This is a genomic window from Promicromonospora sp. NPDC023805 (genome assembly GCF_040639635.1).
Classification (GTDB): domain Bacteria; phylum Actinomycetota; class Actinomycetes; order Actinomycetales; family Cellulomonadaceae; genus Promicromonospora.
Map to the genome: position 1 here is coordinate 34,264 of NZ_JBFAAH010000027.1, position 11,138 is coordinate 45,401.

8 protein-coding genes are annotated in these 11,138 nt (G+C 72.2%); 4 read left to right on the plus strand and 4 right to left on the minus strand.

From position 1 onward, the window contains the following. Positions 1-26 precede the first annotated feature (26 nt). The 4 genes from mnmA to AB0F70_RS22445 all read right to left on the minus strand — a co-directional run bounded on the left by mnmA (position 27) and on the right by AB0F70_RS22445 (position 6,117). Positions 27-1,289 carry a tRNA 2-thiouridine(34) synthase MnmA gene (gene mnmA / locus AB0F70_RS22430; RefSeq protein ID WP_357453550.1) on the minus strand — a complete coding sequence of 421 codons (1,263 nt, stop codon included), beginning with the start codon at positions 1,287-1,289 and terminating at the stop codon, positions 27-29. Then, a complete protein-coding gene (locus AB0F70_RS22435) occupies positions 1,289-2,572 on the minus strand; it encodes a cysteine desulfurase family protein (RefSeq protein WP_357453553.1) in 1,284 nt (427 codons plus the stop codon). Before AB0F70_RS22435 ends, mnmA begins: the two co-directional genes overlap by 1 nt. 157 nt (positions 2,573-2,729) lie before the next feature. After that, the gene (locus AB0F70_RS22440) at positions 2,730-4,895 is read right to left on the minus strand and encodes a PhoX family phosphatase (protein ID WP_357453556.1); all 2,166 of its coding nucleotides are present in this window, start codon (positions 4,893-4,895) and stop codon (positions 2,730-2,732) included. 127 nt (positions 4,896-5,022) lie between these two features. Next, entirely contained in the window at positions 5,023-6,117 is a 1,095-nt protein-coding gene (locus AB0F70_RS22445) for a HesA/MoeB/ThiF family protein (RefSeq protein WP_357453559.1), read from the minus strand. 142 nt (positions 6,118-6,259) lie between these two features. Between AB0F70_RS22445 and AB0F70_RS22450 the strand changes: the two genes are divergently transcribed. The 4 genes from AB0F70_RS22450 (at position 6,260) to AB0F70_RS22465 (ending at position 11,075) form a co-directional block, all read left to right on the plus strand. Beyond that, on the plus strand, positions 6,260-6,382 hold the full coding sequence (locus tag AB0F70_RS22450) for a hypothetical protein (protein ID WP_357453562.1): 123 nt from the start codon (positions 6,260-6,262) through the stop codon (positions 6,380-6,382). Between the two features lie 3 nt (positions 6,383-6,385). Next, positions 6,386-6,790 carry an Abi family protein gene (locus AB0F70_RS22455; protein WP_357453663.1) on the plus strand — a complete coding sequence of 135 codons (405 nt, stop codon included), beginning with the start codon at positions 6,386-6,388 and terminating at the stop codon, positions 6,788-6,790. 246 nt (positions 6,791-7,036) lie between these two features. Continuing rightward, positions 7,037-9,349, plus strand: coding sequence for a glycogen debranching protein GlgX (glgX, locus tag AB0F70_RS22460; protein WP_357453565.1), 2,313 nt, complete (start codon positions 7,037-7,039; stop codon positions 9,347-9,349). Between the two features lie 10 nt (positions 9,350-9,359). Further along, positions 9,360-11,075, plus strand: a complete 1,716-nt coding sequence (locus tag AB0F70_RS22465; protein ID WP_357453568.1) for an FAD-binding dehydrogenase — start codon at positions 9,360-9,362, stop codon at positions 11,073-11,075. The last annotated feature ends 63 nt before the right edge of the window (positions 11,076-11,138 follow it).

The window sequence follows — 11,138 nt, forward strand, 5'->3', positions numbered from 1 at the left end:
AGATGTGTGCGCTCGCGCGGCGCTGCCTAGCGCGGCGCGGGGGCCCGCCAGGCGCGGGAGACCGTCGCCTGGCCCAGCACTCGCGTGCCGCGATACACGACCACCGACTGGCCCGGCGCGACACCCCGCAGGGGCGCCCCGGTCAGCTCGATCTCCATGGCGAGGGCGGCCGGACGCGATCCGTCCGCCGACGCCGGTCGCTCGTCGTCCGGCACCTCGTCACCATAAGCGCCACCGGCAGAGGCGATTGACCGCACCCGCGCCGGGACGGGCGCGCCGTGCGCGCGGACCTGGACCTCGGCGGTGAACCAGCCGTCCGCGTCCGGGACGACGCCGGTGGGGGCCTCGACGGGCTCGACCAACGGGGCGGGTACCGGGGCCAGCACGCCCTCGAACCACAGCGCCTTCTCCCCCGCGATCCGGTCCACGCTCAGCAGCTCGGCAGGTCCCACCACCACGGTGTTCGTCGCGGGCTGCACGTCGACGACGTACCGCGCCTTGCCGTCGGCGGCGGGCCGTCCGAGCCCGAGCCCCTTGCGCTGCCCGACGGTGAACGAGTAGGCGCCGTCGTGCTCGCCCACGACCTCGCCGTCGGTGTCGACGACGGAGCCCGGGCGCGAGCCCAGGCGGGACTGCAGGAAGCCACGGGTGTCGCCGTCGGCAACGAAGCAGATGTCGTAGGAGTCCGGCTTGGCGGAGACCGACAGGCCGCGCTTCGCGGCCTCGGCCCGCACCTCGTCCTTGGACGCGAACCCGCCCAGCGGGAACATCGCGCGCGCCAGCCGCTCCGGACCGGCGACGGCCAGCACGTACGACTGGTCCTTGGCGTCGTTCGGCGAGCGGTGCAGCTCGCGCACGGTGCCCAGCCCGCCGTCGGGCAGCGTGACCTCGCGGGTCTCTATCCGGGCGTAGTGGCCGGTGGCGACGGCGTCGAACCCGAGGGCCGTCGCCTTGTCGAGCAGCGCCTCGAACTTGATGTGCTCGTTGCAGCGCACGCACGGGTTGGGGGTGCGGCCGGCCTCGTACTCCGACAGGAAGTCGGCCACGACGGTGTCCTCGAACCGCTCGGACAGGTCCCACACGTAGTACGGGATGCCGAGCATGTCGGCCGCGCGGCGGGCGTCGCCGGCGTCCTCGATGGAGCAGCACCCGCGCGACCCCGTACGGAACTGGTCCCGGTTCCGGGACAGCGCCATGTGCACGCCCACGACGTCGTGCCCCGCCTCGACCGCGAGCGCAGCGGCGACCGCGGAGTCCACGCCGCCCGACATGGCCGCGAGCACCCTCATCACATGCCTCCGATCGAACGTCCGGACACCAGGCCGGCGGCCTGTGCCCGGGCGACCACGTGGGGCAGCGCGGTGGCGAGCCGGTCGACGTCGGACTCGGTGGACGTGGCGCCGAGCGTGAACCGCAGGGCGCCGCGGGCCTCCGCCTCGGGGACGCCCATGGCGAGCAGCACGTGCGACGGCTGCGGCACCCCCGCCTGGCAGGCCGATCCGGTGGACGCCTGCACCCCCGCCGAGTCCAGCAGGTACAGCAGGGAGTCGCCCTCGGCGCCGGGGAAGGTGAAGTGCGCGTTGCCGGGCAGCCGGTCGCCCGACGTCGGCTCGGGGCCGCGCAGCACCGCGGAGGGTGCCGCGACGCGGACGCGGGCGACGAGGTCGTCGCGCAGGGCGGACAGTCGGGCGGCACGCTCCGGCAGGCACTCGACGGCATGGCGTGCGGCGACGCCGAAGGCCGCTATCGAAGCGGTGTCGAGCGTCCCGGAGCGCACGCCGCGCTCCTGGCCACCGCCGTGCAGCACCGCGTCGAGGGCCAGGTCGCGCTTCGCGAGCAGCGCGCCGACGCCCACGGGGCCGCCCAGCTTGTGACCGCTGACGGTCATGGCGTCCACGCCGGAGTCGGTGAAGGACACCTCCGCCTGGCCCACCGCCTGTACGGCGTCGGTGTGCACGGGGATGCCGTACGGGCGCGCGGCGCGCACGACGTCGCGGATCGGCTGCAGCGTACCCACCTCGTTGTTCGCCCACATGACGCTGATCAGTGCCGTCTCGTCGGCGTGGGCGGCGAGCTCGGCGCGCAGGGCGTCGAGGTCGAGCCGGCCCTCGCCGTCGACGGGCAGGAGCACTATCTCGGCGCCCGCGTGGCCGGCCAGCCAGAACGCCGGATCGAGCACGGCGTGGTGCTCGACGGCGGAGACGAGGATGCGGCAGCGGCGCGTGTCCTGCGCGCGGCGTCCCCAGAAGATGCCCTTGATCGCCAGGTTGTCCGCCTCGGTGCCGCCCGACGTGAAGATGACCTCGCTCGGCCGTGCGCCCAGGGACTTCGCGAGCGTCTCGCGCGCCTCCTCGACGGCGCGCCGTGCCGTGCGCCCCGCGGAGTGCAGCGACGACGCGTTGCCGGTGCGCTGCGCCTCGGCCACGAACGCCGCGAGCGCCGCGGCCGACATGGGCGTGGTCGCGGCGTGGTCGAGGTATGCGCCGTCCGGCTCACGGGGCGGTTCGCCGTGCGCACCGCTTGCCGTGAGCGGCTTGCGTGCGGGATCGGGAGGCGGAGTGGTCACGGTCATCAAGTCTACGAACGCTGCGAGGCCCCGATCGCATCCCGAGGTGTGACGCTGTGCCGAGGTAGAACCGCAGCGAAGCAGAACCCTGGCTCACGCTCTGGTTCTGCTTCGCTGCGGTTCTACCTCACCCTGGTTCTACCTCGGCGGGTCGCCGTGCAGGTCAGCGCTTGCGGTAGACCTGCACCACGGTCGGGCGCGGGCCCCGGAAGTCGCCGGCCTCGACCGGTGCGCCCTCTGCGATGTAGTCGGGGAAGAACGACTGCGGCGCGGCGAACGTCCCGTCCTCGCCCGGGTGCTGCACGTTGACGTAGACCATGCCGTCGCGGGAGTCGACGAGCGGTCCGCAGGTCTCGGCACCCGCGGGCACCGAGAGGAACTGCTGCACGTGCCCGCGCTCGCGGCCCGAGACCGGCACCTTGAACAGGCCGTCGCACTTGGCGATGGCGTTGGAGCTCGGCGCGCCGTCGGTCGAGATCCAGAGGTTGCCCTCTGCGTCGAACGCGAGGTTGTCCGGGCAGGAGATCGGCGAGACGCGGTCCTTCGGGTAGCCCGAGAAGTACGTGCCCTCGACGGCGGGGTCGCCCGCGACGAGCAGCAGGTTCCACGTGAAGCGGGTGGAGGTCTGGTCGCCCGAGGGGATGATCTCGACCACGTGGCCGTCGCGGTTGCCGTTGTTGGTGACGCCGTTCACGACCTTGTGGGTGCGCGGGTTTGCCTCCGTGGCGCCCTCTACCGTGTTGGTCGGGGTACGGCCGGAGTTGTTCGTGCACGCCACGTAGATGCGGCCCGTGACCGGGCTGATCTCGACGTCCTCCGGGCGGTCCATCTTGGTGGCGCCGACCTTGTCGGCGGCCATGCGCGTGTAGATCAGCACCTCCTCGACGGACATGCCGGGCACCTTGCTCCGGCCGTTCTGCACGAGGGGCAGCCACTCGCCGGTGCCGTCGAAGGCGCCGTCGGACGGGACCGCGCCCGAGCCGTCGATCTCGGCGGCCGGCGAGTCACCGGTGAACTTGGCGACGAACAGGTCGCCCTCCGAGAGCAGCGTCTTGTTGTGCTTGCGGGCCCAGCGGGAGTCGCCCTTGGCCACGCGGTCCTTGGAGACGAACTTGTAGACGTAGTCGAACGCCTGGTCGTCGCCCATGTACGCGACGGCGTGGCCGCGGTAGGACAGGGTGACGTTGGCGCCCTCGTGCTTGAACCGGCCCATGGCGGTGTGCTTCACGGGCGCAGCGGACGGGTCGTGCGGGTCGAGCTCGACGATCCAGCCGAAACGGTTGGCCTCGTTCTCGAACCCGGCGCCGCCACCGAAGCGCGGGTCGTCGGCCTCCCAGCCGTAGCTGGTGGTCGAGCCGATGCCGTAGCGGGCGTCGGCGGCCGGGTTGACTCCGGCGGCCTTGAAGTAGCCGTTGAAGTTCTCCTCGCCCGACAGGACGGTGCCCCACGGCGTGGTGCCGCCGGCGCAGTTGTTCATCGTGCCGAACACGCGCGTGCCCGTCGGGTCCGCGGACGTCTTGAGCAGGGCGGAGCCGGCGGCCGGCCCGTCGACGACGAACTCCGTGTCCAGGTGGATGCGGCGGTTGAACGGGCTGATCCGCTGGTAGGTCCAGGGCTTGCCCGGGGCCTTGCGGCGGACCTCGACGACGGCCATGCCGTGCGCGGCGCGCTCGATGGCGCGGGCGTAGGCGTTCTTCGTCGTGGTGACGTTGCCTGCGGCGTCCTTCTCCCAGTACTTCTCGGTCGGCGGGAACATGATCGCCGCGTTGGTGTACTCCTGGTTCGACACGAGCAGGCCGCGGGTGCCGCGGCGCTCGTCGCCGACGTCGAACGGCAGGATGTCGAGGTAGTCGCAGTTGTAGCCGAACTGCTTGGCCTGCTGCTCCGGCGACTGGTTGTTCGGGTCGAACGTGCGCCCGCCCGGGAGGATCGGGTCACCCCAGCGGATGATCGGGTCCCAGGTGTAGCCCTCGGGGACGACCAGCGCGTCGACGTCGACGGGCTGCGGGTCGATCGCTCCGAAGGCCAGGCCGCGGCCACCGTGGCCGGGGAAACGCCCCTCGGGCAGGGTCGCGGCTGCCGCGGACGGCGCGCCGACGCCCTGCGCACCGATCACCACGGCACCCGCGGCGACCGCCAGCGTGCCGAGCATCGCGCGGCGCGACAGCACCGAGCTCACGACGTCCTTGAAGTATTCGTTGGCGCTCTCGTTGGGAGCGGGGTGAAGGCACGCGTCGTTGCACTTGAGACGGCACGTGACAGGGCTGCGCTTGCCGCGCGCGTGCGTCTGCACCGTCAGCAGTGTGCGGTGTTCAGGAGCGATCGTCATCGGAGGTTCTCCGGTCAGAGCTGGGGGGTAGGTCGTCGTCAACCTAGGAGCAGGCGGTGTCTCGCCCACCAAAGGTCCGGTACGTCCAGATGAACGGGACGTGTCCAGAAGGTGGGTCGAGTCCGCTTCACCCCAGAATGGCGCGGCTCGTGACGTCGCGCCACCCCTCGGCGCGCAGCAGCTGCACCGCTCCGCGCGACCGCAGACCGCGCTCGCACACCACGACCACCGGCCCGTCGAGGGGATGGTCGAGCAGCTCCGGCGGCAGCTTGCCGGCCGCCAGGTCCTCCAGCCGGGCGAACACCGCACCGGGCACGGCACCCGGGTGCAGCCCGACGTCGAGCAGCAGCACCCCGGGCAGCTCCGCCCGGGCGGACAGCGGTCCGGCGGGCTCCGGCGCCCCGGCGGCCGACGTCGGCTCCGCTGGCGACATCGGCTCCGCGGGCGCGACGCCGCCCGGGTCCGACGGTGGCGCGGCCAGCTCGATCGTGTCCCACGCCGAGGTGCGCGCGTCGTAGGCCAGCAGCCGGCCCAGCGCCGGATCTCCGGTACCGGTCAGGACCTTGACGGCCTCGACCGCCATCGTCGAGCCCACGACGCCGCACGCCGGGCTCAGCACGCCCACCGTCGCGCACGACTCCCCCTCGGGCGGCTGCGGGCCGAACACGTCGGGGTAGGTGATCGCCCGCCCCTCGGGGGCCGCCGACCAGAAGACGCTCACCTGCCCGTCCCAGCCCAGCACGGTGCCCCAGACGACGGGCAGGCCGAGCGCGGCCGCCGCCTCGGACACGGCGTAACGCGTCTGATAAGTGTCCGAACCGTCGACGACCAGGTGGTATCCGCCGAGGATCGCCGCGGCGTTGTCGCGGGTCAGCCGCTCACCGTGCGCTATGACCTCGACCTCGGGAGCCAGCCCACGCAGCGCGTCGGTGGCCGACGCCGTCTTGGCGCGCCCGACGTCAGCCACCGAGTGCAGGACCTGCCGCTGCAGGTTGGAGGCCTCGACGACGTCGTCGTCGATGATGCCGAGGGTGCCGACGCCGGCCGCGGCGAGGTACTGCAGCACCGGGGACCCGAGCCCGCCCGCACCCACCACCACGACCCGCGAGGCGGCGAGGCGTTCCTGCGCGGCCAGACCGAACCCGTCGAGCAGGAGGTGCCGCGCAACCCGGCGCCGCTCCGCGGGTGCGAGCGATCCCCGGCCGGACTCGAGCTGCTCCATCCTGTCATTCCACCATGTCCGGCCAGCTGTCAGCCGTGCCGCCATCACGTGGACGAGAGCACGAGGAGCAGATAGAGTTGGAGCATCATGATCAGCCCGTCGCCGAAAGGCGGCGGGCTGATTTTCTTTTCACTGGGGGAACATGGGCGAGTACACGAAGAAGTGGCTCTCGCTCGATCAGCAGGTCGAGAAGCTCGATGGCCGCGGAGTCGACGTCAGCCCGCGGGAAAGTACGACCGTGTTGCTGGCCGCCGTCGGCTACTAGGAGATCGCGAGAGCATTCGGCGTACCGACAAAGAGGCTGATGGCGAGCTGGCTCGCAAGCGTCAACTACGTGCGCAACGTCGCCGCTCACCACGCGCGGCTCTTCAACCGGAAACTCCAGAACGCACCGAGCAGACCGAGGGCGGGACTCGTACCGGTGCTCGACCACTTGCGTGACGAAATCACTCCCAAGGGAGTCTTCGGCGTCTACAACGCGCTGGCCGTGATCGCCTACCTCTTGAGATCGATCGACGACGACACCGAGTGGCGCCGCCATCTCGTCGCCCTGCTCGACACGTTTCCGTCGTCGCCAGACCTGACCATCGCGGCACTCGGAGTTCCGGACGAGTGGGCATCGCTCGAGCTGTGGCGGCTGCCGATGTCCGATGCCGCCCGTGCCGACTTCTGACGGCGCGGCGGCCTGCCGCTCGTGTCGGTCTTCACCTCGCGCGACAGCAGCGTCACCGGGGACGGCACCACCTCGACCGCGTCGTCGGCGGTGCCGGCTACACGCATGAGGTCGCGGTACGACGTCGGGCGGGGCGGATCCCGCCTGCTACGTGACCAGACCTAGCTGTCCGCCCGCTCCCGACCGCCCGTCTCCAACAACGATCGAGGTTGGGCGGACGGTTGCCCGCCTGCAACGATGAGCCACATGGTGCAGTCACGACGAGCAGAACCACAGCGGGCGCCGGGCGACCCGGCGCCCCGTCCGGTCGTCCGGCCCTTGATCCGGCCGACGGCCAGGCGCAGCCACGTCCCGCCGCTGGGCGTCTACGTCACGCCCGACGGCGGGATCGATGCGGCTGTCCTCGCGTCCCACGCCACCGCCGTCGACCTGTGCCTCATCGACGTGACCGACCCGGACCTGGACGAGCACGACCCCGAGCGGTACACCGAGCGCCGGGTCGAGATGGTGGGCCCGGTGTACGGCGTCTGGCACACGCACGTACCCGACATCGCTCCTGGCCAGCGCTACGGCTTCCGCGTGTACGGGCCGTGGGAACCCGAGGCGGGGATGCGGCACAACCCGGCCAAGCTGCTCATCGACCCGTACGCCCGCGGCTTCGCCGGCCGCCTGCGCTACGGTCCCGAGGTGGTGGGCTCCGTGTCCACGGAGCGCGAGCCGGGCTGGTGGCTCGGCGACCGCTATGGCGCGGCGGACGGACGGGACTCGCTGGCGTACGTGCCGCACTCCGTCGTCGTCGCACCGCTGCCGCCGCCGGCTCCCCTGTCGCGGCCGCGCGTGCCCTGGGCCGACACGGTGATCTACGAGGCGCACGTGCGTGGCCTGACGATGCTCCGCGAGGACATCCCGGCGGAGCTGCGCGGCACCTACGCGGGGGCGGCGCACCCGGCCGTCGTCGAGCACCTGCTGAGTCTCGGCGTGACCACGCTCGAGCTGCTGCCCATCCACAAGAGCGCCGCGGAGTCGCGTCTGGCGGCCCAGGACCAGCAGAACTACTGGGGCTACAACACCCTCGGCTTCTTCGCGCCCAACGCCGCCTACGCCACGCAGGCGGCGCAGGACCAGGGCGCTGAGGCAGTGCTCGACGAGGTGCGCGGCATGGTGCACCTGCTGCACGAGGCGGGGATCGAGGTGCTGCTCGACGTCGTCTACAACCACACGTGCGAGGGCGGCGACGACGACCTGCACGTGGCCTGGCGCGGCCTCGACAACCCCCTCTACTACCTGCACGACGGCGCCTCGCCCGCCGCTCTCGCGGACGTCACGGGCACCGGCAACTCGCTGGACTTCCGGCGTCCGCGCGTGATCCAGATGGCCCTCGACTCGCTGCGCTACTGGGCCGAGACCGTCGGCGTGGACGGGTACCGGTTCGACCTGGCGGTGACGCTCGGCCGGGGAACCGTGGGTTTCGACCCGGACCACCCGTTCCTGGTCGCCCTGCAGACCGACCCCGTGCTGTCCGGCCTCAAGCTCGTCGCGGAGCCCTGGGACATCGGCCCGGGCGGCTGGCAGACCGGCTCGTTCCCGCCGCCCATGGCGGAGTGGAACGACCGGTTCCGCGACGCCGCGCGCGGCTTCTGGCTGGACGCGCCCAAGCAGGGCGTGCGGGGGCAGGAGATGCTCGGCCTGCGCGACCTGGCGACGCGGCTGGCCGGGAGCGCCGACCTGTTCGGGCCGAGCGACCCGCCTCTGGTCCGCGGACCCGTTGCGTCCGTGAACTACGTGACGGCGCACGACGGCTTCACGCTCGCCGACCTGGTGGCCTACAACTACAAGCACAACGAGGACAACCGCGAGGACAACCGCGACGGCACGGACAACAACCTGTCGTGGAACCACGGGATCGAGGGGCACACGTCCACCGGCGACGACGCCACCACCGAACCGTGGCAGGCCATCGTGCCGCCGCGCCGCAGGTCGCAGCGGAACCTGCTGGGCACGCTGCTGCTCTCCGCCGGCACCCCCATGCTCACGGCCGGTGACGAGTTCGGCCGCAGCCAGGGCGGCAACAACAACGCGTACGTGCAGGACAACGAGGTCTCGTGGCTCCGCTGGGCGATGGACTCCGCTGCGACGGACCTGCTCGAGACCACCCGGTACCTGCTGCGGCTGCGGCGGGAACACCCTGCGCTGCGCGCCGACTCGTTCTTCCTGGGCTCGCCGCGGCCGAACGAGTCCGACCCGGACCTGCTCTGGTTCGCCGAGGCCGGGACGCCGATGGAGCCCGCGACCTGGAACGAGCCGGGCCGGCGCGTGCTGCAGATGCTGCGTCCCGGACCGGCGGCCGGCGACGCCGACGTGCTCCTGGTCATCAACGGCAACCTGGACGACGCCCACGTGACGCTGCCCCCGCGGGCCGACACGAACAGCGCGCCCTGGCAGCTCGTCTGGGACTCCTCGTGGGACTTCCCCTTCGTCCCCGAGGACGAGGCGGGCCCGCGGACGTCGGTGACGCTGGACGCGCTCAGCCTCCAGGTGCTGCTCTCGCAGGGCCGCTAAGGTTCAGCTCATGACTGACTCCGTCCACAACAACGATGTTGCCGCCACGGTCGAGACCGACGTCATAGTCATCGGCGCCGGGCTGTCCGGGCTGGTCACAGCGACCGAGCTGACGGCGGCGGGCAAGCGGGTGGTCCTGCTCGACCAGGAGCCCGCCGCGTCGCTGGGCGGCCAGGCGTGGTGGTCGTTCGGCGGGCTGTTCCTCGTGGACTCCCCCGAGCAGCGCCGCCTCAAGGTGAAGGACTCGTTCGACCTCGCCTTCGCCGACTGGCTCGGCTCCGCCCAGTTCGCGCCGGGCGCCGAGCGCGGCGAGGGTCCCGACCGCTTCGGCTACAAGTGGGGCAAGGGGTTCGTCGAGTTCGCCGCCGGTGACATGCGGTCGTGGCTGCACGCCAAGGGCGTGCGCTGGTTCCCGGCGGTGCAGTGGGCGGAGCGGGGCGGATACCCGGCGGGCGGCCACGGCAACTCGGTGCCGCGCTTCCACGTCACGTGGGGCACGGGCCCCGCGGTCGTCGCGCCGTTCGTCGTCGCCGCGCGCGAGGCGAACCGGGCCGGGCTGCTGGACCTGCGCTTCCGGCACCGGGTCACGTCGCTGGTCACCACCGACGGCCGGGTCACGGGGGTACGCGCCGAGATCCTTGCCGACGACGGCGCGGGCCGCGGCGAGCCCTCCAACCGCACGGTGACCGGCGAGGTGGAGCTGTCCGCGCGGGCCGTGGTCGTCGCGAGCGGCGGTATCGGTGCGAACCATGATCTGGCGCGCGCCCACTGGTCGGCGGACGCCGGCCGCCTCCCCACCCGGATGCTTTCGGGTGTGCCGGACTCCACCGACGGGCTCATGCTCGGCGTCGCCGGAGCGTCGGGCGCCGCGCTGGTGCACGAGGACCGGATGTGGCACTACCCCGAGGGCATCGCGAACCACTCACCGGTCTGGTCGAAGCACGGCATCCGGATCCTGGCCGGCCCGTCCCCGCTGTGGCTCGACGCCGACGGCGGCCGCCTGCCCAGCCCGCTGTTCCCCGGCTTCGACGCGCTGGGCGCGCTGCAGCACGTGACCACCCGCGGGGACGACCACTCCTGGTTCGTGCTGAACAAGACGATCATGGAGAAGGAGTTCGCGCTGTCGGGCTCCGAGCAGAACCCTGACCTGACCGGCAAGTCGGTACCGCTGCTGCTGGAGCGCGTCCGCGGGAAGTCGGTGCCGGTGCGGACGTTCGCGGAGCAGTCGGAGGAGTTCCTCTGGGCGAGCACGCCCGCTGAGCTCGCCGCGAAGATGAACGCCCTCACCGAGGCCACCGAAGGCTCGGCCGGGCACATCGACGCCGAAGCACTGGCCGCCCTCATCACCGCCCGGGACGCGCAGGTGGCCTCTGGCCTCGGCAAGGACCCGCAGGTCGTGGCGACATCGGCAGCGCGGCACTTCATCGTGGACAAGGCCATCCGGGTGTCCCCGCCGCGGGCCCTCACCGACCCCCAGGACGGGCCGCTGCTCGCCGTCCGCCTGACGGTGCTGACCCGCAAGACGCTCGGCGGCATCTGGTGCGACGAGACCGGCCGCGCCCTGACCTCGTCCGGGGATGTGCTGGAGGGCCTGTGGGCGGTCGGCGAGGCCGCGGGCTTCGGCGGCGGTGGCTCGCACGGGCACCGCGCGCTGGAGGGCACGTTCCTGGGCGGCTGCCTCTTCACGGGCCGGACGACGGGCCGGGCCCTGGCAGCGGCGCTGTAAGCCGTCGGAGCACGACGAAGGCGGCTGGGCTGTGTACGAACACTGCCTGCCGCCTTCGCCTAG